Raw genomic sequence first — 24,909 nt, 5'->3', positions numbered from 1 at the left:
TAATTATGCTCCTTGTGCTAAAATTTCTTTTTGTTGTAATTCATCATATTCTTTTAGCATATAACCGCGTCCCCATACAGTGTCGATATAATCTCTACCGCCGGCAGCATCACTTAACTTTTTACGAAGTTTACAAATAAATACGTCAATAATTTTCATTTCCGGTTCGTCAACACTACTATATAAGTGATTTAAGAACATTTCTTTAGTTAAAATAGCTCCTCTTCGGAGTATTAATAACTCTAAAATAGCATATTCTTTGTTCGTTAAATGTACTTTTTTGCTGTCAACTTCTACAGTTCTAGTATCTAGGTTTACGCTAACCTTATCAAACCTAAATACTGATGCTGCATGACCTTTAGAACGTCTAACTATAGCTTTAATTCTAGCAATTAATTCCTCTCTTACAAACGGCTTGGTTAAATAATCATCGGCTCCAGAAGAGAAACCGGTAATCTTTTGATCCGTATCCGTTAAGCTAGATAAAATTAAGATTGGGGTTTTTATTTTTGCAGCACGCAATCTTAATAATATCTCAAAACCATTAATATCCGGTAACATAAGGTCTAAAATCACTAGATCATAACCACCGACTTTACCAAGCCTTAAACCTTCCACACCAACTGAAGCTTTATCGCAAACTATACCTTCTGAAGCTAAAGTTAGCTCAATTAAGTTAGCCATTTCCGGCTCGTCTTCAATTAACAAAACTCTCATTATTTTTCTCCATAAAATTCAATTTTTATGTTATGCTATAATTTAATTACAGTTAATTATTGTAAACTAAATTATAATTTTTGGTCATGCCTCCATATTGCAGTTACGCCTATTAAAAAGCTATACGTTCAATAAGAGTACCAATAACCTTATCATGAATATCCAATGACTTGGAAAAGCAGATTGTCTTACGTGCAAGCCTCTTGCATCTCGTTCTAAGGTTCAAGTTACTTCGTTCTATCCGTTGAGTGATTTTTTACTGATAATATGCTTTTTAGGGTCTAATAACCTAGCATAACTCCCCCATCCATCTGTATAGTAAAAAGTCACCTTGAAATTCTCTAGTTTTTTCAGTAATGATTCTAATGTGCTATCACATCTTGTACCAAACGTATAAGCAACTACTTTTAACGAAATCTTATCCAAGGCATACCAAAGCCATCGTTGTCTGGATTTATTCTGTACATAAGACCATTGTTCATCTATCTCAGGAGCAATAATTACTTCTGTTGTACTGATAGAATGATTTATTGTTTTTTAATACTAGATTTTTTTAAAACACGGATAACTGTATTGATACCCACTTTTAATACTCTTACTGTATCTCTAACTCCAGAGCCGTTGATTGACATTTCTACTATTTGCTCCTTAACTCCAGGCTTAGATGCATTATTAATATACTCCAATTAAAAATATCGATTACACCGCTTGCATTGATATCTCTGTTGTTTTGAAATTGAATATCCTGACTTTATTACTTCTTCTGTGTTGTTACAATATCTACACTTAACATCTATTTTTGCCATAACTCCTTAACTATAATTCTCTCTTATTACTGTTTGAGGATTATAGACTATTTACTCTAAACTGCAATACGGAGGCACGACCTAATTTTTTATCTAGTGCTTTATACATTCATTAATAACATAAGTAAAGAATATTTAATCAAATTGATAAAATTTTTACTATTAAGCTCTATCTGTGATTTAAAAACCATGGCGTTTAAAACGAAATTTACTAAATAATTAAATGATTTTCTTAGTTTTGATGCTCTGACATTTTCTTATGATATAAGGCACCAAAGTCTATAGGATCAATCATTAAAGGCTGGAATCCTGCATCTTGAGTGCAGCTAGCTATAATTTTTCTAGCAAATGGAAATATCATTGCTGGACAATGAACAGATAATAAAATCGGATGTTGTTCAGAATCAATATTAATTAAATTAAATACCCCAGCATATTTTAATTCTATCTGAAATAATTTATATTTTTCATTTCTTGCAGTTGCTTCGATATTTAATTCTACTTCATAGAAATTTTCTTCCGATAAATTAGTAATATTTATATCTAGAGATAAATCAATTTGAGGGCGTTGTTCTAAAGCCGCAAGAGAAGACGGGGCAGAAGGGTTCTCAAGAGATAAATCTTTTATATATTGTGCATTAACGGAAATATGTGGCATTGCCTCATTAGTATCAGTGTTTATTGTACTCATAAAAATCCTTATTAAAAATTTAATATAATTTTTTAGAGCCTATTCACGATTTTATTTTGATTGATAATTAAACAGGTTTTTAAGCGAAAATTAATAAGATTTTTGTAGGGATAGTATTCTTATTTCAAAAAAATCTTATAATTTGCGGCTAAAAAGATTTTAATTAGCTTTAAAATTAAGATCGTGAACAGGTTCTTACATAAAAAAGTTATGTTAACGGTAAAGTTACGCCTATTTGTTTCATATATTTTCCTTGTCGATCGGCATATGAAGTATCACAAACTTGATCACTTCTTAAAAATAAAAACTGACAAGCTCCTTCATTTGCATATATTTTAGCAGGTAATGGAGTAGTATTAGAAAACTCTAAAGTTACATGTCCTTCCCACTCCGGTTCTAACGGAGTCACATTTACTATTATACCGCATCTTGCATAAGTGGACTTGCCGACACAAATAACTAATACATCACGCGGTATTTTAAAATATTCTATAGTTCTGCCAAGGGCAAAACTATTAGGTGGGATAATACACACATCTACTTCTCTATCAACTAAATTATATTCACTGAAATTTTTTGGATCAACCGTAGTAGAATTTATATTGGTGAATATTTTAAATTCATTAGATACTCTAGCATCATAGCCGTAAGAAGATAAGCCGTAAGAAATAATCTTTTCTTTATTATGAACTCTTACCTGCTTTTCCGCAAAGGGTCTTATCATACTTTGATTTATAACAGCTTCTTTTATCCACTTATCTGACATTATAGCCATAATCAAAACTTAATTTAATTAATAAACTAATGATTATAACTCATAATTATTTACAATACAAAATTTTTCTTTAGAACTATAAGTCTGAGGCTGCTTGAATAATGATAGTGATAATAATACAACATTGTATACTTTAAATTAAATTATTACAAATTAAAATAGTTTTTTATTGTCAATTGTGAAAAGTATTATTATATTCTAGCGTAGTTGATTTATATTTATTAATACTAAAAATTTATTTTGTATAGTAAATTTTATTATTTAAGTTTATAGGGACTTTATTAAAGTGAAAAAATTATTATTAGCTGCAGGTATTATTTGTCTTGCATCGGCTGGTCTTGCCGAAGAAAATCCAACACCTGTTATTTCTAATTCTGATACTGAAATAAAATTAGAAGGATTTTATTTATTTGAAAGCGGTTATATTAAACAGGATCATTTAATTTTATTTGATAAGAATGTAACTGATAACAGAAAAAAGCTAGGGTTTTACACGGAAGCAGCGTTTGCGGCAACTATTTCTAAAACTATCAATGATGTAATAGCAGGTGCTAAAATAGTGCTCCAACCTACTACAAGAGCAAAAACCTCTGCAAGTTATAACGGATCACATATCTTTATTGAAACTAGTTACGGTAAAGTAGAATTAGGCTCTCCTGTCGACGCAAGTGCTAAATTGCGTGTTACCGGCTCTCAAGTAACCGCAGGTACCGGAGGATGGTATAGATATGCTCTACTTGATGGTCAATATATGAGATATAACGGTTTAAAACCGGATTTCGATACTAGTGCTAGCTTTTATCTTGAATCATACTCGAACTCTTTTGATCAAATGAATGAAAAAACTGAAAAAGCTAGAAGGGCGAACTTTTTTACTCCTAAAATGAAAGGTTTCCAAGCTGGTATCTCTTATACTCCCGATACTGCTAATACGGGCGGTAACAAAGATATAAATAATTTAACGCTTGAGAGCTCAGGAAGAAACGGAGTTAGTGTTTCTAGAACCGGAATAAAGATAGTTTCCTTAGGAAACGGTGAAGCCATGACTATAAATCAGAATATTAGAGATGCTTTTTCTGCCGGCTTAACTTATGAACATGAAATTAGCGAAGATGCAGACTTAAAATTATCCGTTACCGGAGAGTATGGTAAACCTGCTCGTCGTCTTGTTCATACTAAAATAGACGGAACTACAACCCAAGTGCTTAATACTTATAAGCTTTCTAATTTAAAAGCATATAATCTTGGAGCCGTATATACTTATGGTAATTTCTCTTGCGGAGCTTCTTACGGTAATTTAGGTAAAAGCTTAACCACTAAGGAATATTATAAAGTCGGTCGTGATACCTATTATTACAATGGAGCAGTTGCTTATGGACAAGGTCCTATAAAAACAAGTCTTGAATATCTTAAAACTTCAAGATATAAAAACACCGTCGATGCTGTGAGTCTCGCTACTGAGTATAAGATCATGCCTGGTTTATTACCATATGCTGAAATTTCTCATTTCCAAGCTAAAGGTAAACCTGTATATTACCCTGAAACACCTAGTAAAACAACACGAGGTACTGTTGGTCTTATAGGTACAAAACTTAAGTTTTAATTATTTACAAATTAAGTTCCATCACTACGCTTAGAGTAATCTTATGTATAGTACTGGATAATTTTTAAAAAGCCCTCTATGTCATCCTTGCGAAAGCAGGGATCCAAGCTAAAAAATCTTGATTTTAAAGATTTTTTAGGTTTTACTGGATTCCAGCTTTTGGGAGTTGTTGCATGACCTTCAAAACTCGCTCAATGTCATTCCTTCGTAGACCGGTAAAACCCACTGTGTCACCCCGTGGCCTGGCCACGGGGTCCATAAAAACAATAAAAAATACTAATAATTTTAATATTTTAACTAGATCCCGTGGTCAAGCCACGGGATGACAGGGGTGAAATTGATCTGCACAACAATGCCACGCGGAGATGACATAGAGTAAAAACTTTCTGGTACTATAAATCCTACGCCTTAATTATTAATCAAACTATCAACAAATTATAGTTGTAGAAGTCAAGATTTAATCTTACAGACATTATAAAAATTATATCTGAATGTCTGATAAGTTATGACTGTCAGATGAGTATTCAAGATATAAGATTTCGTTATTCTTTTCAACAGCTAACTTTTTACTATCCATAAAAGTCTGCATAGGTGTTTTTCCATAGCAATATTTACCGGAATGCGGTCTTTCATTATTATAATATTCTAGCCAAATATCAAGATCTAGTTGTAGATCATCAAGATCAGTATAGATCTTTTTACGCATAGCAGTATCAAAGAATTCTTGTTTCATAGTTTTATTAAAACGTTCACACATACCATTTGTTTGAGGAGAATATGCTTTAGTAGTAGTATGCTCAATACCCTCAATGCTTAAGAACAATTCAAAAGCATGATGTTCTATATTACCTTTATACTCACCACCTCTATCAGTTAAAATACGAAGTACTGGTATTTGCTGACTCTCATACCATGGTAACACTCTATCATTAAGCATGTCAGCAGCGGTAAGTGCTGTTTTATCAGTATATAGTTTAGCCTCTGCAACCCGAGTGTAACTATCAATAAACACTTGAGAATATACCTTGCCTATGCCTTTAAAATTACCTACATAATATGTGTCTTGGCATCCTAGATAACCTGGATGCTGTGTATCAATCTCACCATGAGCTTCTTTCTCGCTACGCCGTTTCTCTAATACTTGTAACTGAGCTTCGGTAAGAACAATACCATCCTGAGCCATTTTGGCTTCTAATGCTTTAAGTCTTTTATTGATATTATTTAAATCATTACGTAGCCAAATAGATCTAACTCCTCCAGGTGATACAAGAATACCAGTCTTTTTAAGCTCATTTGATACTCGCAGCTGACCATAAGCGGGGTATTCTATTGCCATATCTAATACTGCTCTCTCTACGGCAGGATCAACTCTATTCGCTATAATTGGCTTCTTCCGACTAATCTCATATAATGCTTCTTCTCCTCCTGTTTCATATAACTCTTTAAACCTATAATAACTGTCTCTACTGTAACCCATAGCTTTATATGCTGACGATATACTACCAAGACTCCTAGCTAATTCTAGTAATCCTATTTTTGGCTTTATTATTTTTTGATTTAGATTCATCTCTAATCCTCCATTTAATATTATCTTAATTTTACTAAATGTAAGATTAAATCTCAACTATTACAATTCACCGAGTATAGTTTTTTCAGTTTCCCTAACTTATCGGCTAATTGGTGCAACAATTATTTTTAATTTAACTAATAGGTTAATAAAAAATAATGTTTTTCTTGATGAATATTAATAAATGTTATATAATTCGCCTCGTTTATATATTAAAAAATAATCATTGGGGTTAAGTAATGAGTATAACAGACAAATTAAAATCAGTATTGTTAACCTACTCTTTCGTTATTAGTATATCAATAAATTTATTTACCACCGGTTCGAAAGCAGCCGGCGGTCCACCACCTCCACCTCCACCGCCTCCACCGGGATGGACATCTCAAGCAACGTCATCAAACAATACTGGTAGTGGGGGACAAACTACTCAACCAGAATCATCAAAAAGCACTAGTAGCAGTAAAAAACCTTCCTCATCAATAAAAACACTACCTACTCAATCGCTAGAAGTACCTACCCCTACTGGAGAATTTGGTAAAAAATACGCTAAATTAATTAATCCGGATGCTGCTCAAGTAGTTTTAATGTCATCATTTTCAACGAAAATAATATCTCTTATACGCGATGAATTAACACTTAAAGATTTTGCCGCTGATGCAGACAAAATTCTTACTCTTTTTAGTAAAAAAAATGATGAAATTTTAGGTAAGGCAAAAGAAAAGTATAAAGAGCTTATAAAAGATCCTTATATAGCTCAGTTTGTAAATACAAAAAACGCAAACCAACAAACAGGAGATTTTTTAGATAGCAAGCTCTTCGATGAAGGTCAAGAAGAAGCAGCATTGCGTCTTTTATCATTAGAGCAACTAGATGCACAAAGGAAGCAAGAAATTTTAAGTCAACAGGGCGATATATTAGGACAATTAAAATTTATAAATAAAAATTCTGGAATGCTAGGTGCGTATGGTAAGACGGCATCAACAGACATATCAAAAAAATTATCTAAAGAACTACCTAAAATTTTAAGTCAACAGGGCGATATATTAGGACAATTAAAATTTATAAATAAAAATTCTGGAATGCTAGGTGCGTATGGTAAGACGGCATCAACAGACATATCAAAAAAATTATCTAAAGAACTACCTAAAATTTTAAGTCAACAGGGCGATATATTAGGACAATTAAAATTTATAAATAAAAATTCTGAAATTCTAGGCGAACACAGTAAGGCGACATTAGTAGATAAACTGAAAGAATTATCTAAGCAGTTAGATAAAATTTCAAGTAATCAATTAGTAGGTTTTATACTTGATGAAAATAAAATCAACACGAACTTAAAAAACGTTCCCTTTTCAAAAAAAGAAGTAAGAGGGCTAATAGATAGCTTAAATAATGAAATTTTAGAGAAAATTTTTCTCCAAGATGATGGTGCGATAACTGAACAAGATTTAACTAGAATATTACAAAAATATAAAGAAACAGATTTAATAAAGAATTTAACTAAAGCTATAGTATATATTGATGGTAATGAAAGTAATGAAACTGTAAATAAAACTTTAGAAAAAGGTTTAAAAAACACTACTCCAGAACAACGAAGATTGATCGTAGATGTATTGACTAATAACACAAGGATACGAAAAGCTCTTATAACAAAAATAGACAGAGAGCGAAAACAAGAAGAAAATAAAAAATTAAAAGAAAACACAGAAGGTGATCCTTTATTAGAGGGAATAAAGAAAGCACTTGCACAAAGACAACCTACAACCCCAGAAACAATAGAAGAACAGCTAGCAAGAAGAAAGCAAGGAACAGCAGAAAATTTGAATGTTTGGGGTATACCAGATAACCAAAATGATAATCAAAGCACACAAGATGAGAATAATAAAGGATGGAAAGAGGATAATCAAAATGCACAGGATAAGAATAATAACGATGTTGACAGAATAACAAAAGCAAAGCAGGAATTAGAGCAAGCAGTTAACGCTGCAACAAGAAAATTTAGTGAAATGAGCAGTCTCCTAAAAGACAATACAATAAAAAATGCAACAGCATGCCAAGGATATTTAAAAGGAGCTGAAGTTCAGCTAACCTTAGTAGAAGAAAAAGGGAAAGAGCTAATAGAACATTCAGTCCAAGCATTTAAAATAATACCTAAAAAATATCAAGATGATATGGATGAGAATTGGCAGAATTATTTATTACCGGAAGAAATAACAGAACTAACTACACTAGAGGCGGAGATTAAGACATTAAAGAGCAAACAAAATAAATTCGGGAAATTTACATCAAAGACAGACTTATCAGAATTTAGAACAAAACTAGAAGAACTTCAAATATTATCTGAAAGATTGAGAGAAGGTGTAGTTACAAAACAAAAAAAACAACTTGTTCAAAACTACGTAGATGAAATGGTTACAAATGCTAAAAAGGCAGTAGAAAAAATAGAAACAACTTTAGAGGCCTTAAACAAGAAGAAAGAAAATAAACACGATAATGCAGAATCTAGTCCACTAATTTCTGAGGAAATATTAGAGGCTCAAAAGCGGCTAAAAAAAGCTGAAACAGTCTTAAGTACTGCTGAACGCAATTATGAGCTTGCTAAGAGACGAGGTAACATATCTGACAGCGATAGTGATGATGAGGATTCCGATAATGAATCAGGTAAAAAAATAACACCAATACAAGCAAGAGAAATAGAATTAAACGATGCTAAAGAAGAGATAGCAAAAGCTAAGAAAAACTTAGAGGATGCTGAAGCAAAAGATGCAGAGCGTAAACGTCAAGAAGACCTGAAGCGTAAACAGGATGAAGTAAACCACAAAGCGGCAGAAGATGAGGCAACACGTAAAGCAAAACAGGTAGAAACAGAATATTTAGAAGATGTGGTTTCAATGCTTAAAAATACAGAAGATGAAGCTGAACAAAAAGAAAAAGCAGAGCGTAAACGTCAAGAAGACCTGAAGCGTAAACAGGATGAAGTAAACCACAAAGCGGCAGAAGATGAGGCAACACGTAAAGCAAAACAGGTAGAAACAGAATATTTAGAAGATGTGGTTTCAATGCTTAAAAATACAGAAGATGAAGCTGAACAAAAAGAAAAAGCAGAGCGTAAACGTCAAGAAGACCTGAAGCGTAAACAGGATGAAGTAAACCACAAAGCGGCAGAAGATGAGGCAACACGTAAAGCAAAACAGGTAGAAACAGAATATTTAGAAGATGTGGTTTCAATGCTTAAAAATACAGAAGATGAAGCTGAACAAAAAGAAAAAGCAGAGCGTAAACGTCAAGAAGACCTGAAGCGTAAACAGGATGAAGTAAACCACAAAGCGGCAGAAGATGAGGCAACACGTAAAGCAAAACAGGTAGAAACAGAATATTTAGAAGATGTGGTTTCAATGCTTAAAAATACAGAAGATGAAGCTGAACAAAAAGAAAAAGCAGAGCGTAAACGTCAAGAAGACCTGAAGCGTAAACAGGATGAAGTAAACCACAAAGCGGCAGAAGATGAGGCAACACGTAAAGCAAAACAGGTAGAAACAGAATATTTAGAAGATGTGGTTTCAATGCTTAAAAATACAGAAGATGAAGCTGAACAAAAAGAAAAAGCAGAGCGTAAACGTCAAGAAGACCTGAAGCGTAAACAGGATGAAGTAAACCACAAAGCGGCAGAAGATGAGGCAACACGTAAAGCAAAACAGGTAGAAACAGAATATTTAGAAGATGTGGTTTCAATGCTTAAAAATACAGAAGATGAAGCTGAACAAAAAGAAAAAGCAGAGCGTAAACGTCAAGAAGACCTGAAGCGTAAACAGGATGAAGTAAACCACAAAGCGGCAGAAGATGAGGCAACACGTAAAGCAAAACAGGTAGAAACAGAATATTTAGAAGATGTGGTTTCAATGCTTAAAAATACAGAAGATGAAGCTGAACAAAAAGAAAAAGCAGAGCGTAAACGTCAAGAAGACCTGAAGCGTAAACAGGATGAAGTAAACCACAAAGCGGCAGAAGATGAGGCAACACGTAAAGCAAAACAGGTAGAAACAGAATATTTAGAAGATGTGGTTTCAATGCTTAAAAATACAGAAGATGAAGCTGAACAAAAAGAAAAAGCAGAGCGTAAACGTCAAGAAGACCTGAAGCGTAAACAGGATGAAGTAAACCACAAAGCGGCAGAAGATGAGGCAACACGTAAAGCAAAACAGGTAGAAACAGAATATTTAGAAGATGTGGTTTCAATGCTTAAAAATACAGAAGATGAAGCTGAACAAAAAGAAAAAGCAGAGCGTAAACGTCAAGAAGACCTGAAGCGTAAACAGGATGAAGTAAACCACAAAGCGGCAGAAGATGAGGCAACACGTAAAGCAAAACAGGTAGAAACAGAATATTTAGAAGATGTGGTTTCAATGCTTAAAAATACAGAAGATGAAGCTGAACAAAAAGAAAAAGCAGAGCGTAAACGTCAAGAAGACCTGAAGCGTAAACAGGATGAAGTAAACCACAAAGCGGCAGAAGATGAGGCAACACGTAAAGCAAAACAGGTAGAAACAGAATATTTAGAAGATGTGGTTTCAATGCTTAAAAATACAGAAGATGAAGCTGAACAAAAAGAAAAAGCAGAGCGTAAACGTCAAGAAGACCTGAAGCGTAAACAGGATGAAGTAAACCACAAAGCGGCAGAAGATGAGGCAACACGTAAAGCAAAACAGGTAGAAACAGAATATTTAGAAGATGTGGTTTCAATGCTTAAAAATACAGAAGATGAAGCTGAACAAAAAGAAAAAGCAGAGCGTAAACGTCAAGAAGACCTGAAGCGTAAACAGGATGAAGTAAACCACAAAGCGGCAGAAGATGAGGCAACACGTAAAGCAAAACAGGTAGAAACAGAATATTTAGAAGATGTGGTTTCAATGCTTAAAAATACAGAAGATGAAGCTGAACAAAAAGAAAAAGCAGAGCGTAAACGTCAAGAAGACGAAGAAGCTGAACAAAAACGTAAACATGAAGAAACAGAGGGAGAAGAATCAAAAAAAGATATAGCTTTAGAAAGCGAAGATGAAGCTATCGATTTGTCATTCAAAACTGAAGCAATTGCAGAGCAAGATGAAGCGACACAGAGACAACAAGTATCTGATGACACCAGTAGGAAAGTAGCAATATTAGTTAAGGCAACTTCAACTCTCCATAAACCTGTTCACTATAATATTTTAAGTGATAGATTAAAGGTTGCTGCAATAGGTGCCGGTGATGAAGAACCAACTATCGCAAGAGGGGTATGGATTAGCGGCTTATACGACATTAACAAACAAGGAACTTGGAAGAATATTCCAAAATATCAAAGTCGTACAACCGGTGTAACTATCGGGGCCGATACTGAATTCATTAATAGTCATGATGTTATCGGAATAGCTTATAGCCGTTTAGAATCCCAAATTAAATATAATAAAAACCTAGGAAAAACAGCTGTTAACGGTCATCTTTTAAGCATTTACGGTCTAAAAGAACTAATTAAAGGTTTCTCGTTACAAGCTATAACATCTTACGGTCATAATTATATTAAGAATAAATCTAAAAGTATTAATAATATAATTGGAAAATATCAAAACAATAATTTAAGTTTTCAAACCTTATTAAATTATAAATATCGTACAAAATATGATTTACATTTCATTCCTAATATCGGTTTTAAATATGATTATTCAAGAGCTAGCAACTATAAAGAATATAATGTAGATATAGAAAATTTGATGATTCAAAAGAAATCAAATCAATCATTTGAAAGTAGTATTGGCGGTAAAATAGTATTTAAGCCTATAGCGACCGTAAATAATATAATATTAACGCCAAGTTTGTACGGTAATATTGAGCGTCACTTCAATAATAAAAATACAAAAGTTAATGCAAAAGCGACTTTTAAAGGGCAAACATTACAAGAAACAATTATTATACCAAAACAACCTAAGCTTGGATATAATATCGGTAGTAATATACTTATGAGTAGGAAAAATATAAATGTTCTACTTGAATATAATTATTATACCCATAGAAAATATCAAAGTCATCAAGGGCTTATTAAACTAAAAGTCAATTTGTAAAGCTATTACTCAGCCACTATAAGATTTTAGCTTATTAGTGGTTGAGCATACTTCGACACAAGTTGGAAAAGAGCAAGGAGTCTATAAGACAAGGAACGGCAGCAGTTATTAAAAACTCAACATCCGAGGAGTTACAAAAACATTGTAGCCGATTTGCCAAATTCACCTGTAGAAGTCAAGATTTAATCTTACAGACATTATAAAAATTATATCTGAATGTCTGATAAGTTATGACTGTCAGATGAGTATTCAAGATATAAGATTTCGTTATTCTTTTCAACAGCTAACTTTTTACTATCCATAAAAGTCTGCATAGGTGTTTTTCCATAGCAATATTTACCGGAATGCGGTCTTTCATTATTATAATATTCTAGCCAAATATCAAGATCTAGTTGTAGATCATCAAGATCAGTATAGATCTTTTTACGCATAGCAGTATCAAAGAATTCTTGTTTCATAGTTTTATTAAAACGTTCACACATACCATTTGTTTGAGGAGAATATGCTTTAGTAGTAGTATGCTCAATACCCTCAATGCTTAAGAACAATTCAAAAGCATGATGTTCTATATTACCTTTATACCCACCACCTCTATCAGTTAAAATACGAAGTACTGGTATTTGCTGACTCTCATACCATGGTAACACTCTATCATTAAGCATGTCAGCAGCGGTAAGTGCTGTTTTATCAGTATATAGTTTAGCCTCTGCAACCCGAGTGTAACTATCAATAAACACTTGAGAATATACCTTGCCTATGCCTTTAAAATTACCTACATAATATGTGTCTTGGCATCCTAGATAACCTGGATGCTGTGTATCAATCTCACCATGAGCTTCTTTCTCGCTACGCCGTTTCTCTAATACTTGTAACTGAGCTTCGGTAAGAACAATACCATCCTGAGCCATTTTGGCTTCTAATGCTTTAAGTCTTTTATTGATATTATTTAAATCATTACGTAGCCAAATAGATCTAACTCCTCCAGGTGATACAAGAATACCAGTCTTTTTAAGCTCATTTGATACTCGCAGCTGACCATAAGCGGGGTATTCTATTGCCATATCTAATACTGCTCTCTCTACGGCAGGATCAACTCTATTCGCTATAATTGGCTTCTTCCGACTAATCTCATATAATGCTTCTTCTCCTCCTGTTTCATATAACTCTTTAAACCTATAATAACTGTCTCTACTGTAACCCATAGCTTTATATGCTGACGATATACTACCAAGACTCCTAGCTAATTCTAGTAATCCTATTTTTGGCTTTATTATTTTTTGATTTAGATTCATCTCTAATCCTCCATTTAATATTATCTTAATTTTACTAAATGTAAGATTAAATCTCAACTATTACAGTTGCATGACACGATTTTTTCGTCATTGTGAGAAGAAATTGTGAATTTCAACGAAGCAAGGAAGAAAAAAATTCTGATTTACAGAATTTTTTTAATTATTTTTTTGGATTGCCATGTTGCTTTGCTCCTCACAAGGTGTTGTTACGTGGATCAATTTCACCTCTGTCGTCCCGTGTCTTGACCTATAGTACCGGACATTTTTTTAAAAAATCTTGATGTCATCCCCATGAAAGCGAGGATCCATATTAAAAAATCTTTAATTTTAAAGATTTTTTATTACATAGTTTTTTAAAGTGAAGCTTTTTTAAAAGCTTTACTTTACTGGATTCCCTCCTACGCGGGGGAATGTCTAGTATTTTTTATTGTTTTTATGGACCTAGTTAGCAAGCGAACTAGGTGACACAGTAGGTTTTACCGGTCTACGCAACAATGCCTCCTCGCAATGACTGTTCGGGTACCCATGTAACAATGCCAACAAAGATAGACAATGACAAGTATGAGAGATATTACTAAGATAAAGCTGTAACTATTTAGCTATAGGTAAACTATTTTCTGCTTGATTTTCTTCAATTTCATTAATTTTAGAAACTAAATCTGATTTCTTTTTTGAGGAAAGGTTAGCAAGTACTATTGCGTTTATTAAAAATAATGTTGTAAGTATTATAGTACTTTTAGTAAGAAAATTACCGACTGTTTTAGCGCTAACTACTCCCATATTATTACCGCCGCTTATGCTACTAATTCCATCCGATCCGCTACGCTGCATCAGAATAACTATAATTAGCAACACTGCAATAGTAATATGTACAAAAAGAAGGATGTCTATCATAATATATATTTTCAGTGGTGCTACTAGGGGGAATTGAACCCCCGACCTCTTCATTACCAATGAAGTGCTCTACCCTTGAGCTATAGTAGCTTAGAATTTTATTTTAAACTCTTTTTGCCACATATTTGTTATTAAATCAAGAAGAATTTTGAAAATTCATTTACTTTGTAATTTTTTTCATATTTTATCTAAGCTTCTATTTTTGTAAAAATATAAGGCGATCAATGCAAAAATACAGCTTAATATGACGTAATAAACTGCCGAGGTTACATGCCCTGTTTTTTGTACTAAATATTCAAAGACAAGAGGCGTAGTACCTCCGAAAATACTTGTAGCAGCGTTATATGAAATAGACAGAGCGGTGTTACGTATATTTGTAGGATAAAACTCTGCTTGTAATGCCGGTTCAGGACCGATATAGCTAGCGGCAAGTATAGCTAGTATAAATTGTGAGATAATTACGCTTGTAAAATCACCATTCTCAAAATTATTAAGTAAAAATGGTATTGTTATAATAATTATTGACAGGTTAATTACAAAAATTTTCCTGCGACCTATAATATCGGATAAATAACCGCTTAATAAAGTTACAGCTATCATAATCACGTAAAATATGCTAGCGAGGCTATTTACTTCATTTTCAGTAAAGTTGCGGCTGATTTTTAAAAACGATACTAAGTAAATTGTAGTTAAATAGAATATTATCGAACCGGGAGCATTGATAAAAATCGAAATTAATATATCAAACCAATGATTGGTAATGACTTTTTTTAACGGTGATTGTACAATCTTTTTCTGCTCTCTTAGATTTTTAAAATTCGGTGTTTCGTGTGTATTTTTTTTAATATAAAATGCTGCAAAAAGAATAAAAAAACCAAGTAAAAAAGGTATTCTCCAGCCAAAACTATCAAATTGTGAAGCTGTTAGGATATTCTTAATGATATAAGAAACAAAAGAACCAAGCAATAAACCGGAGCATATGCTAGACATTGAGATACTACCGGTGAAACCACGATGTTTAGGGCTAGTATGCTCAATAACAAAGGAAATAGAACCGGTCAAAGCTCCTCCCATTGATAATCCTTGTAGAATTCGTACACAAATCATTAATATAGTCGCAGTTATACCTATAGTATGGTAAGTTGGTAATATTCCTATTAATACGGTTGGGGCAGACATGCAAAATAACGCACTAGTTAAGGCTACTTTGCGACCAAATCTATCACCAATAACGCCAAAAAATATGCCACCCAACAGCCTTGCCAAATAACCTATAGCAAATACTAAAAAAGCTTGCAATAAAGAAGTATTAGCATCATCATTCGGAAAAAATTTTGCTCCTATTATGGGTGCAAAATAACCGAATAATACATAATCATACCATTCAAAAGTGTTAGCGATACCGCTTGAAAATACTAGCTTACTGCGGTTCATGTTTTCTACTCATAGCTTTTTTTCGGAGTATATTATAAATAAGGTGGCAGGAATTATTATTACTGCTCCATGAAGTGTACTTTTATCGGGAAACTCACTAAATATGAAATATACCGCTATTGCCGAAATCACCAGCTCTAAATATCTATAAGGAGCGGTAGCGGTTGCATCTACCATGGAAAAAGCTTTAAGTAGGAAGAATAATATTAAACTACCGCTACTACCTAGTACAAATAATAAAGCTAATTCAAAACCGCTAGGGGTTAGCCAATATTGCGATGCAACAGGCAATGATACTACAGCGGTTACTATTGCCGAATAAAATAGCATACTGATCATCGATTCTTTTATTACGAATTTTTTATTAATAATGTCAAGCATAGCAAATGAAATAGCCGCTAATACAAAATACAAAATTTCAGGGTTAAAATCCTCGGCATGAGGTTTAAGCGTAACAACAAACCCTATAAATCCTACTACGGTAACTACCCATCTTTGCCAAATAATATTTTCGTTAAGAAAAAATACGGCAAGTATTAAAGTAAATAAAGGGATAGAAAAACTTACAACGGTTGCGGTAGTAACGGGAGCTATGGTAAGACCGTAAGTCCAGGAAGTCGTACCGAAAAATAATAATAATCCTCTTAATATATGTACAAAAGGACGACTTGTTTTTAAGGTATTTTTACCATAATAAAAAACAAAAGGTAGTAAAACTATGCTACTGAAAAAGAAGCGAAAAAAAGCTACTTCAAAGCTATGTAAACGAGTCCCAAGATATTTAGACATTACATCATTGGTACTACTACTTACTAAGCTAAGTAAAAACCAACCTATACCGGTTAAATATGTTTTTAATGCATCATTCATTAATATGCTCCAATAATTTCTATAATTTTACTTAAATGTCTTGACTTTTAGCATAAAAGAATTCTATCTTTTATGAAAATGGTATAAATATATAAACAAAAATTTTATATAATAATACGGTAATCAATTTTAAGCAAGTAAAGGTTATAATTAATATGTTAAGAATAGTGAAAAAATTAGGGATAATTTTGTTTGTATCCAGCATAAGTATTAATAGTTTTGCTAAAAGCATGTATGATGATGTAGATTCTGCTCCTGACTATGACAGTACACCGTATTATGAAAACGAAGGAAGTTTAGTTTTCAAGATGCGTCTAGGAGGTGTTGTTTCAAGTGCTAAGCAAAAGGGTTTACCTACTCAGACCTCTCCTCAACCTGTTCCAGTAGGAGAAGTTGCAAAAAACGGTTATGGAGGTGATGCATCCACTACTATATTCTTTAATAATTATTTAGCTACTGAATTATCACTTGGCTTTAATGTTTTACGCACTAAATATACATTCCTTGCAGCCGTTGCTCATAATTATGGCGTTGATAATGTCAAACTAGGAAAAAACAAGCCTGTTTATATGATCCCTGCAACGGTTACCGGACAATTTCATATAGCTCCTTACGGCGGGATAAGACCGTATGTCGGTGTAGGTTATCACGGTTCTTACATGCTTACTCAAGCTACCGGTCTTAAAATTAGAAACGGACACGGTCTAGTCGGACAAATAGGTGTAGATTTTTATGCTAAAGATGATACTTTAATCAATATTGACGTAAGACAATTTTTCTTAAATCCTAAACTTGAGTATAAACCGAATTTAGTAGGTACTAAAACCGTGACCTCTAAAGTTAAACTTAATCCTTTAATAGTTTCCGTAGGTATAGGGTTTAATTTTTAAAAATCTCTCGTCATTGCGAGAAGAATTACGTAGTAATTTGTACGTCCGCAATCTCAGAATGTTTGACAAGATTGCTATGTCGGGACTATGTCCCTCCTCGCAAGGCGTTGTTGCGCGGAGATTAAAAAAAGTCAATATAGCGCTTAGAGTATAAAAATGATTAAATTTTATATAATTCTAAATGTAATAGTTGAGATTTAATCTTACATTTAGTAAAATTAAGATAATATTAAATGGAGGATTAGAGATGAATCTAAATCAAAAAATAATAAAGCCAAAAATAGGATTACTAGAATTAGCTAGGAGTCTTGGTAGTATATCGTCAGCATGTAAAGCTATGGGCTACAGTAGAGACAGTTATTATAGGTTTAAAGAGTTATATGAAACAGGAGGAGAAGAAGCATTATATGAGATTAGTCGGAAGAAGCCAATTATAGCGAATAGAGTTGATCCTGCCGTAGAGAGAGCAGTATTAGATATGGCAATAGAATACCCCGCTTATGGTCAGCTGCGAGTATCAAATGAGCTTAAAAAGACTGGTATTCTTGTATCACCTGGAGGAGTTAGATCTATTTGGCTACGTAATGATTTAAATAATATCAATAAAAGACTTAAAGCATTAGAAGCCAAAATGGCTCAGGATGGTATTGTTCTTACCGAAGCTCAGTTACAAGTATTAGAGAAACGGCGTAGCGAGAAAGAAGCTCATGGTGAGATTGATACACAGCATCCAGGTTATCTAGGATGCCAAGACACATATTATGTAGGTAATTTTAAAGGCATAGGCAAGGTATATTCTCAAGTGTTTATTGATAGTTACACTCGGGTTGCAGAGGCTAAACTATATACTGATAAAACAGCACTTACCGCTGCTGACATGCTTAATGATAGAGTGTTACCATGGTATGAGAGTCAGCAAATACCAGTACTTCGTATTTTAACTGATAGAGGTGGTGAGTATAAAGGTAATATAGAACATCATGCTTTTGAATTGTTCTTAAGCATTGAGGGTATTGAGCATACTACTACTAAAGCATATTCTCCTCAAACAAATGGTATGTGTGAACGTTTTAATAAAACTATGAAACAAGAATTCTTTGATACTGCTATGCGTAAAAAGATCTATACTGATCTTGATGATCTACAACTAGATCTTGATATTTGGCTAGAATATTATAATAATGAAAGACCGCATTCCGGTAAATATTGCTATGGAAAAACACCTATGCAGACTTTTATGGATAGTAAAAAGTTAGCTGTTGAAAAGAATAACGTGTAGAAGTCAAGATTTAATCTTACAGACATTATAAAAATTATATCTGAATGTCTGATAAGTTATGACTGTCAGATGAGTATTCAAGATATAAGATTTCGTTATTCTTTTCAACAGCTAACTTTTTACTATCCATAAAAGTCTGCATAGGTGTTTTTCCATAGCAATATTTACCGGAATGCGGTCTTTCATTATTATAATATTCTAGCCAAATATCAAGATCTAGTTGTAGATCATCAAGATCAGTATAGATCTTTTTACGCATAGCAGTATCAAAGAATTCTTGTTTCATAGTTTTATTAAAACGTTCACACATACCATTTGTTTGAGGAGAATATGCTTTAGTAGTAGTATGCTCAATACCCTCAATGCTTAAGAACAATTCAAAAGCATGATGTTCTATATTACCTTTATACTCACCACCTCTATCAGTTAAAATACGAAGTACTGGTATTTGCTGACTCTCATACCATGGTAACACTCTATCATTAAGCATGTCAGCAGCGGTAAGTGCTGTTTTATCAGTATATAGTTTAGCCTCTGCAACCCGAGTGTAACTATCAATAAACACTTGAGAATATACCTTGCCTATGCCTTTAAAATTACCTACATAATATGTGTCTTGGCATCCTAGATAACCTGGATGCTGTGTATCAATTGTAATAGTTGAGATTTAATCTTACATTTAGTAAAATTAAGATAATATTAAATGGAGGATTAGAGATGAATCTAAATCAAAAAATAATAAAGCCAAAAATAGGATTACTAGAATTAGCTAGGAGTCTTGGTAGTATATCGTCAGCATATAAAGCTATGGGTTACAGTAGAGACAGTTATTATAGGTTTAAAGAGTTATATGAAACAGGAGGAGAAGAAGCATTATATGAGATTAGTCGGAAGAAGCCAATTATAGCGAATAGAGTTGATCCTGCCGTAGAGAGAGCAGTATTAGATATGGCAATAGAATACCCCGCTTATGGTCAGCTGCGAGTATCAAATGAGCTTAAAAAGACTGGTATTCTTGTATCACCTGGAGGAGTTAGACCTATTTGGCTACGTAATGATTTAAATAATATCAATAAAAGACTTAAAGCATTAGAAGCCAAAATGGCTCAGGATGGTATTGTTCTTACCGAAGCTCAGTTACAAGTATTAGAGAAACGGCGTAGCGAGAAAGAAGCTCATGGTGAGATTGATACACAGCATCCAGGTTATCTAGGATGCCAAGACACATATTATGTAGGTAATTTTAAAGGCATAGGCAAGGTATATTCTCAAGTGTTTATTGATAGTTACACTCGGGTTGCAGAGGCTAAACTATATACTGATAAAACAGCACTTACCGCTGCTGACATGCTTAATGATAGAGTGTTACCATGGTATGAGAGTCAGCAAATACCAGTACTTCGTATTTTAACTGATAGAGGTGGTGAGTATAAAGGTAATATAGAACATCATGCTTTTGAATTGTTCTTAAGCATTGAGGGTATTGAGCATACTACTACTAAAGCATATTCTCCTCAAACAAATGGTATGTGTGAACGTTTTAATAAAACTATGAAACAAGAATTCTTTGATACTGCTATGCGTAAAAAGATCTATACTGATCTTGATGATCTACAACTAGATCTTGATATTTGGCTAGAATATTATAATAATGAAAGACCGCATTCCGGTAAATATTGCTATGGAAAAACACCTATGCAGACTTTTATGGATAGTAAAAAGTTAGCTGTTGAAAAGAATAACGAAATCTTATATCTTGAATACTCATCTGACAGTCATAACTTATCAGACATTCAGATATAATTTTTATAATGTCTGTAAGATTAAATCTTGACTTCTACATCTTGGCATCCTAGATAACCTGGATGCTGTGTATCAATCTCACCATGAGCTTCTTTCTCGCTACGCCGTTTCTCTAATACTTGTAACTGAGCTTCGGTAAGAACAATACCATCCTGAGCCATTTTGGCTTCTAATGCTTTAAGTCTTTTATTGATATTATTTAAATCATTACGTAGCCAAATAGATCTAACTCCTCCAGGTGATACAAGAATACCAGTCTTTTTAAGCTCATTTGATACTCGCAGCTGACCATAAGCGGGGTATTCTATTGCCATATCTAATACTGCTCTCTCTACGGCAGGATCAACTCTATTCGCTATAATTGGCTTCTTCCGACTAATCTCATATAATGCTTCTTCTCCTCCTGTTTCATATAACTCTTTAAACCTATAATAACTGTCTCTACTGTAACCCATAGCTTTATATGCTGACGATATACTACCAAGACTCCTAGCTAATTCTAGTAATCCTATTTTTGGCTTTATTATTTTTTGATTTAGATTCATCTCTAATCCTCCATTTAATATTATCTTAATTTTACTAAATGTAAGATTAAATCTCAACTATTACAATCTTATATCTTGAATACTCATCTGACAGTCATAACTTATCAGACATTCAGATATAATTTTTATAATGTCTGTAAGATTAAATCTTGACTTCTACACTTTAGCTTACTAGCGATTCTTGATGCATGGGCATAATCCGGTATTCTTAAATCCTTACCCGCAAATATTTTGCTAAACATTCCTTCTGTAAATCCGCTTGTTGCTCGCCATGGCAATCTTAATAACAGCTTAATTGTTAGCAAATATTCATACATCTTGCTATTATATCTTCTCGCTCCTCCTTGCCTCTGTCCCCTCCATAATATAACTCTTTTAAATATTCTTCACAAAATGTGAAAATTATTGTTCCTCTTTTCTTTAAACTTCTGTTATATTCTTTCCAGTTGCAAACTTTTTGTAGCTTTGACATACACACCTGTGGTTAAGTTTTTTGTCAGTTTACTACTTTTCTTAGTTCGCAGCTACTTTTTTTATATCTACGCAACAAGGTCTTGCAGGAATGACGTTTCCAAATTATTAAATAAATCCACCTATGTCCCTACAAATTATCCAGTTATTATACTTAGTTGCGGCTGTTTGTTTTATTCTGTCGCTAAAGTTTTTATCCTCACAGAAACAAGCACGTTTGGGCAGTACCATAGGTATTTTGGGGATGGTGATAGCAGTCGGCGTTACTTTTTTCCTTCCGGATTTTACTCATAAATTACTCATTATAGCAACCATATTATTAGGCGGTATAATCGGAGGGATTATTGCACTTAAAATCTCCATGACGGCAATGCCTCAATTAGTTGCCGGATTTCACTCTTTTGTTGGTCTTGCTGCGTTATTTGTAGCTTACGCTACGATACTTGCTCCTGAAAATTTTTCTATAGGAATAGCCGGAAGTTTACCGATTAATTCATTAATCGAAATATCGCTCGGAGTTTCTATAGGAGCGTTAACTTTTAGCGGTTCGGTTATAGCTTTTCTAAAACTACAAGGCTTAATGAAAAGTAGCCCGTTAAAATTCTACGGTCAGCAATATATATGCTTATTAATGGCAATAATATTGGTTATTCTAGTAATATCTTTTATTCGTTCAGAAAATATATTTTTATTTAATCTAATAGTCTTTTTATCGCTGTTAATCGGAGTATTACTAATAATACCGGTGGGCGGTGCAGATATGCCTGTTATAGTATCAATGCTAAATTCTTATTCAGGTTTTGCAACAGCCGGTATCGGCTTTACGCTTAGCAATAGCCTACTCATTATTACCGGAGCATTAGTCGGTAGTAGCGGAGCTATACTTAGCTATATAATGTGCAGGGCTATGAATCGTTCATTAATCAAGGTTATTTTTGGAGCGTTTTTGTCTGCACCTACCGGGATTAACAAGGATATAGACGACGATAAAATAGCAAAAACAAGCTGCCCTGAAGATGCGGCACATTTACTACTTAATTCATCATCGGTGATAATTGTTCCAGGTTACGGTATGGCAGTAGCCCAGTCTCAGCATATCATAAAAGAGATGGTTGTTATATTAGAACGTTCAGACATTAATGTACGTTTTGCCGTGCATCCGGTAGCAGGTAGAATGCCGGGGCATATGAATGTTTTACTTGCAGAAGCTAATATAGATTATGAGAAAGTGCTTGAGCTTGAAGAGATTAATAGAGATTTTGCTACCACCGACGTAGTGCTTGTAATTGGAGCAAATGACGTAACTAATCCTGTTGCTAAAAATGACCCGAGTAGTCCGATTTATGGTATGCCGGTACTAGATGTCGAAAAAGCACGTACTATTTTGTTTATTAAACGCTCTATGGCTTCAGGATATGCAGGTATAGAAAATGAGTTATTTTATCACGATAATACTTTTATGTTATTCGGCGATGCCAAGAAAGTAGTTGAGGATATAGTTAAGTTTCTAAATGAAGATTGACTTAAATAACTCTATTTGTTATAACTTCTTAAATTAAGCCAAAAACAATTATCATGAATTCGCAAAAAACATTACCGCTTCTGCCAAAAGCCACGGCTATGTGGTTAATTGAAAATACTTCTTTAACATTTAAACAAATTGCCGATTTTTGCGGTATTCATGAATTTGAAATAAAAGGTATGGCTGACGGTGAAGTAGCACAATCTATAAAAGGTTTAAATCCAATTGCAAACGGCCAGTTAACTTTAGAGGAAATTGAACGTTGCAGTAAAGATCCTAATGCTAATTTACAAATTTCATATAGCCCTGCTGATGAGTTGATGAAAAATCAGAAAAAACAGCGTACTAAATACACTCCTATAGCAAGGCGTCAAGATAAACCGGATGCTATATATTGGTTATTGTCTAATTATCCGAACATCCAAGACCATCAAATAATTAAATTAATAGGCACTACTAAGACTACTATAGACGCTATTAGAACTCGTAGCCATTGGAATATGAATTCTATTCGTCCCCGTGATCCCGTATTACTGGGAATCTGTAGTCAAATAGACCTGAATAAAATAGCAGAAAGCCTAAAGCCTACACAAAATCCTATAAAAGAATCATAAAATTATACTAACTTCTATCCTGAAAAAAGCTTGCTTACGTGAATTATTCTTTGATTGTTATCCAGACTATTGCGTGGATACCTAATCGTCATTCCCGCAAGGCTTTGTTGCATAGATACCAAAACCGTCATTCCTGCAAGACCTTGTTGCGTAGATATAAAAAAAGTAGCTGCGAACTAAGAAAAGTAGTAAATTGACAAAAAACTTAACCACAAGTGTGTATGTCAAAGCTACAAAAAGTTTGCAACTGGAAAGAATATAACAGAAGTTTAAAGAAAAGAGGAACAATAATTTTCACATTTTGTGAAGAATATTTAAAAGAGTTATATTATGGAGGGGAACAGAGGCAAGGAGGAGCGAGAAGATATAATATGTAGAAGTCAAGATTTAATCTTACAGACATTATAAAAATTATATCTGAATGTCTGATAAGTTATGACTGTCAGATGAGTATTCAAGATATAAGATTGTAATAGTTGAGATTTAATCTTACATTTAGTAAAATTAAGATAATATTAAATGGAGGATTAGAGATGAATCTAAATCAAAAAATAATAAAGCCAAAAATAGGATTACTAGAATTAGCTAGGAGTCTTGGTAGTATATCGTCAGCATGTAAAGCTATGGGCTACAGTAGAGACAGTTATTATAGGTTTAAAGAGTTATATGAAACAGGAGGAGAAGAAGCATTATATGAGATTAGTCGGAAGAAGCCAATTATAGCGAATAGAGTTGATCCTGCCGTAGAGAGAGCAGTATTAGATATGGCAATAGAATACCCCGCTTATGGTCAGCTGCGAGTATCAAATGAGCTTAAAAAGACTGGTATTCTTGTATCACCTGGAGGAGTTAGATCTATTTGGCTACGTAATGATTTAAATAATATCAATAAAAGACTTAAAGCATTAGAAGCCAAAATGGCTCAGGATGGTATTGTTCTTACCGAAGCTCAGTTACAAGTATTAGAGAAACGGCGTAGCGAGAAAGAAGCTCATGGTGAGATTGATACACAGCATCCAGGTTATCTAGGATGCCAAGATGTAG

The 24,909-nt window shown here is 33.5% G+C and carries 17 protein-coding genes, 1 tRNA gene and 5 pseudogenes; 9 read left to right on the top strand and 14 right to left on the bottom strand.

The annotated features are described in order from the left end of the window. Positions 1-3 precede the first annotated feature (3 nt). From ctrA to dcd, 4 genes and pseudogenes are all read right to left on the bottom strand, one after another. Positions 4-717 carry a response regulator transcription factor CtrA gene (gene ctrA, locus AC0ODJ_RS00715; RefSeq protein ID WP_218460181.1) on the bottom strand — a complete coding sequence of 238 codons (714 nt, stop codon included), beginning with the start codon at positions 715-717 and terminating at the stop codon, positions 4-6. A gap of 112 nt (positions 718-829) precedes the next feature. Then, positions 830-1,523: pseudogene (locus AC0ODJ_RS00710) on the bottom strand (IS1 family transposase). Between the two features lie 232 nt (positions 1,524-1,755). Beyond that, on the bottom strand, positions 1,756-2,214 hold the full coding sequence (gene secB, locus AC0ODJ_RS00705) for a protein-export chaperone SecB (RefSeq protein ID WP_011270410.1): 459 nt from the start codon (positions 2,212-2,214) through the stop codon (positions 1,756-1,758). A gap of 208 nt (positions 2,215-2,422) precedes the next feature. Further along, positions 2,423-2,989: a dCTP deaminase gene (gene dcd / locus AC0ODJ_RS00700; RefSeq protein ID WP_218459965.1), complete on the bottom strand. Its 567-nt coding sequence runs from the start codon at positions 2,987-2,989 to the stop codon at positions 2,423-2,425. Positions 2,990-3,275: 286 nt separating this feature from the next. Here dcd and AC0ODJ_RS00695 point away from each other — a divergent pair, with 286 nt between their 5' ends. Then, a complete protein-coding gene (locus AC0ODJ_RS00695) occupies positions 3,276-4,592 on the top strand; it encodes a porin (RefSeq protein WP_218459966.1) in 1,317 nt (438 codons plus the stop codon). Between the two features lie 481 nt (positions 4,593-5,073). Here the strand turns inward: AC0ODJ_RS00695 and AC0ODJ_RS00690 are convergent, their stop codons facing one another. Then, positions 5,074-6,159 (bottom strand): IS481 family transposase, encoded by a 1,086-nt coding sequence (locus tag AC0ODJ_RS00690; RefSeq protein WP_121834048.1) that lies wholly within the window; start codon positions 6,157-6,159, stop codon positions 5,074-5,076. A gap of 239 nt (positions 6,160-6,398) precedes the next feature. Here AC0ODJ_RS00690 and AC0ODJ_RS00685 point away from each other — a divergent pair, with 239 nt between their 5' ends. Further along, positions 6,399-12,251, top strand: a complete 5,853-nt coding sequence (locus AC0ODJ_RS00685) for an autotransporter domain-containing protein (protein WP_474464576.1) — start codon at positions 6,399-6,401, stop codon at positions 12,249-12,251. Between the two features lie 206 nt (positions 12,252-12,457). Here AC0ODJ_RS00685 and AC0ODJ_RS00680 read toward each other — a convergent pair whose 3' ends face one another. From AC0ODJ_RS00680 to AC0ODJ_RS00660, 5 genes and pseudogenes are all read right to left on the bottom strand, one after another. Beyond that, complete coding sequence (locus tag AC0ODJ_RS00680; protein WP_474465612.1) at positions 12,458-13,543, bottom strand: IS481 family transposase; 1,086 nt, start codon at positions 13,541-13,543, stop codon at positions 12,458-12,460. 591 nt (positions 13,544-14,134) lie between these two features. Further along, positions 14,135-14,437: a preprotein translocase subunit SecG gene (secG, locus tag AC0ODJ_RS00675; protein ID WP_218461043.1), complete on the bottom strand. Its 303-nt coding sequence runs from the start codon at positions 14,435-14,437 to the stop codon at positions 14,135-14,137. Between the two features lie 15 nt (positions 14,438-14,452). Beyond that, a tRNA-Thr gene (locus tag AC0ODJ_RS00670) sits at positions 14,453-14,527 on the bottom strand. Between the two features lie 87 nt (positions 14,528-14,614). Further along, positions 14,615-15,871: an MFS transporter gene (locus tag AC0ODJ_RS00665; protein WP_474464572.1), complete on the bottom strand. Its 1,257-nt coding sequence runs from the start codon at positions 15,869-15,871 to the stop codon at positions 14,615-14,617. After that, positions 15,858-16,741 (bottom strand): annotated as a pseudogene (locus tag AC0ODJ_RS00660) (DMT family transporter). The gene AC0ODJ_RS00665 and the pseudogene AC0ODJ_RS00660 overlap by 14 nt, the downstream one beginning before the upstream one ends. A gap of 155 nt (positions 16,742-16,896) precedes the next feature. On the opposite strand from AC0ODJ_RS00660, the gene AC0ODJ_RS00655 reads away from it, so the two are divergent. Both AC0ODJ_RS00655 and AC0ODJ_RS00650 read left to right on the top strand, forming a co-directional pair. Further along, positions 16,897-17,631, top strand: coding sequence for an OmpW family outer membrane protein (locus AC0ODJ_RS00655; protein ID WP_218461040.1), 735 nt, complete (start codon positions 16,897-16,899; stop codon positions 17,629-17,631). A 247-nt stretch (positions 17,632-17,878) separates the two neighbouring features. Further along, positions 17,879-18,910 (top strand): IS481 family transposase, encoded by a 1,032-nt coding sequence (locus AC0ODJ_RS00650; protein ID WP_474465610.1) that lies wholly within the window; start codon positions 17,879-17,881, stop codon positions 18,908-18,910. A 34-nt stretch (positions 18,911-18,944) separates the two neighbouring features. Here AC0ODJ_RS00650 and AC0ODJ_RS00645 read toward each other — a convergent pair. Continuing rightward, positions 18,945-19,562: pseudogene (locus AC0ODJ_RS00645) on the bottom strand (integrase core domain-containing protein); the annotation flags it as partial. A 65-nt stretch (positions 19,563-19,627) separates the two neighbouring features. Here AC0ODJ_RS00645 and AC0ODJ_RS00640 point away from each other — a divergent pair. Then, the gene (locus AC0ODJ_RS00640; RefSeq protein WP_474465598.1) at positions 19,628-20,713 is read left to right on the top strand and encodes an IS481 family transposase; all 1,086 of its coding nucleotides are present in this window, start codon (positions 19,628-19,630) and stop codon (positions 20,711-20,713) included. Between the two features lie 38 nt (positions 20,714-20,751). Here AC0ODJ_RS00640 and AC0ODJ_RS00635 read toward each other — a convergent pair. The 3 genes and pseudogenes from AC0ODJ_RS00635 to AC0ODJ_RS00625 form a co-directional block, all read right to left on the bottom strand. After that, positions 20,752-21,258, bottom strand: a pseudogene (locus AC0ODJ_RS00635) (helix-turn-helix domain-containing protein); the annotation flags it as partial. 125 nt (positions 21,259-21,383) lie between these two features. After that, positions 21,384-21,575, bottom strand: coding sequence for a hypothetical protein (locus AC0ODJ_RS00630; protein WP_474464569.1), 192 nt, complete (start codon positions 21,573-21,575; stop codon positions 21,384-21,386). Then, entirely contained in the window at positions 21,557-21,730 is a 174-nt protein-coding gene (locus AC0ODJ_RS00625) for a hypothetical protein (protein ID WP_474464565.1), read from the bottom strand. Before AC0ODJ_RS00625 ends, AC0ODJ_RS00630 begins: the two co-directional genes overlap by 19 nt. 123 nt (positions 21,731-21,853) lie before the next feature. Between AC0ODJ_RS00625 and AC0ODJ_RS00620 the strand changes: the two genes are divergently transcribed. The 4 genes and pseudogenes from AC0ODJ_RS00620 to AC0ODJ_RS00605 form a co-directional block, all read left to right on the top strand. Beyond that, on the top strand, positions 21,854-23,251 hold the full coding sequence (locus AC0ODJ_RS00620; protein WP_218460685.1) for an NAD(P)(+) transhydrogenase (Re/Si-specific) subunit beta: 1,398 nt from the start codon (positions 21,854-21,856) through the stop codon (positions 23,249-23,251). A gap of 53 nt (positions 23,252-23,304) precedes the next feature. Next, complete coding sequence (locus tag AC0ODJ_RS00615) at positions 23,305-23,865, top strand: cell cycle transcriptional regulator TrcR (RefSeq protein WP_474464559.1); 561 nt, start codon at positions 23,305-23,307, stop codon at positions 23,863-23,865. 221 nt (positions 23,866-24,086) lie between these two features. Continuing rightward, complete coding sequence (locus tag AC0ODJ_RS00610; RefSeq protein WP_474464555.1) at positions 24,087-24,242, top strand: hypothetical protein; 156 nt, start codon at positions 24,087-24,089, stop codon at positions 24,240-24,242. Positions 24,243-24,398: 156 nt separating this feature from the next. Then, positions 24,399-24,905 (top strand): annotated as a pseudogene (locus AC0ODJ_RS00605) (helix-turn-helix domain-containing protein); the annotation flags it as partial. Positions 24,906-24,909 lie beyond the last annotated feature (4 nt).

Source organism: Rickettsia senegalensis (genome assembly GCF_056135685.1).
This window is presented reverse-complemented; position numbering and strand designations above follow the sequence as displayed.

Bases quoted from the DNA above. Each gene is read 5' to 3' on its own strand.
- AC0ODJ_RS00690 (WP_121834048.1), bottom strand. From the start codon at position 6,159: ATGAATCTAAATCAAAAAATAATAAAGCCAAAAATAGGATTACTAGAA.
- AC0ODJ_RS00665 (WP_474464572.1), bottom strand. From the start codon at position 15,871: ATGAACCGCAGTAAGCTAGTATTTTCAAGCGGTATCGCTAACACTTTT.
- AC0ODJ_RS00615 (WP_474464559.1), top strand. From the start codon at position 23,305: ATGAATTCGCAAAAAACATTACCGCTTCTGCCAAAAGCCACGGCTATG.
- AC0ODJ_RS00685 (WP_474464576.1), top strand. From the start codon at position 6,399: ATGAGTATAACAGACAAATTAAAATCAGTATTGTTAACCTACTCTTTC.
- AC0ODJ_RS00650 (WP_474465610.1), top strand. From the start codon at position 17,879: ATGAATCTAAATCAAAAAATAATAAAGCCAAAAATAGGATTACTAGAA.
- AC0ODJ_RS00610 (WP_474464555.1), top strand. From the start codon at position 24,087: ATGTCAAAGCTACAAAAAGTTTGCAACTGGAAAGAATATAACAGAAGT.
- AC0ODJ_RS00630 (WP_474464569.1), bottom strand. From the start codon at position 21,575: ATGTATGAATATTTGCTAACAATTAAGCTGTTATTAAGATTGCCATGG.
- secG (WP_218461043.1), bottom strand. From the start codon at position 14,437: ATGATAGACATCCTTCTTTTTGTACATATTACTATTGCAGTGTTGCTA.
- ctrA (WP_218460181.1), bottom strand. From the start codon at position 717: ATGAGAGTTTTGTTAATTGAAGACGAGCCGGAAATGGCTAACTTAATT.
- AC0ODJ_RS00625 (WP_474464565.1), bottom strand. From the start codon at position 21,730: ATGTCAAAGCTACAAAAAGTTTGCAACTGGAAAGAATATAACAGAAGT.
- AC0ODJ_RS00680 (WP_474465612.1), bottom strand. From the start codon at position 13,543: ATGAATCTAAATCAAAAAATAATAAAGCCAAAAATAGGATTACTAGAA.
- secB (WP_011270410.1), bottom strand. From the start codon at position 2,214: ATGAGTACAATAAACACTGATACTAATGAGGCAATGCCACATATTTCC.
- AC0ODJ_RS00640 (WP_474465598.1), top strand. From the start codon at position 19,628: ATGAATCTAAATCAAAAAATAATAAAGCCAAAAATAGGATTACTAGAA.
- AC0ODJ_RS00655 (WP_218461040.1), top strand. From the start codon at position 16,897: ATGTTAAGAATAGTGAAAAAATTAGGGATAATTTTGTTTGTATCCAGC.
- dcd (WP_218459965.1), bottom strand. From the start codon at position 2,989: ATGGCTATAATGTCAGATAAGTGGATAAAAGAAGCTGTTATAAATCAA.
- AC0ODJ_RS00620 (WP_218460685.1), top strand. From the start codon at position 21,854: ATGTCCCTACAAATTATCCAGTTATTATACTTAGTTGCGGCTGTTTGT.